Genomic DNA, 236 nt, shown 5'->3' on the forward strand with positions numbered 1-236 from the left:
GATAGGGGAGCTGCCTCCAGAGCAGCGCGTCTACATGGCGACCGGCTCGCAGGGCGAACCGATGGCCGCGCTGTCACGCATGAGCGTAGGATCGCACCGATTCGTCACGATCGAACCGGGCGACACTGTGGTGTTCGCTTCCTCACTGATCCCGGGCAATGAAAACTCGGTCTATCGGGTCATCAACGACCTGACTCGACTGGGCGCAAAAGTCGTGCACCAGGCCAATGCGAAGG

General features: G+C 61.4%; 1 pseudogene. It reads left to right on the forward strand.

What is annotated here, in order from left to right:
• Positions 1-236: pseudogene (locus tag QP381_RS09470) on the forward strand (RNase J family beta-CASP ribonuclease); the annotation flags it as partial.

Source organism: Pauljensenia sp. UMB6358, from assembly GCF_030216865.1.
Classification (GTDB): Bacteria; Actinomycetota; Actinomycetes; order Actinomycetales; family Actinomycetaceae; genus Pauljensenia; species Pauljensenia turicensis_A.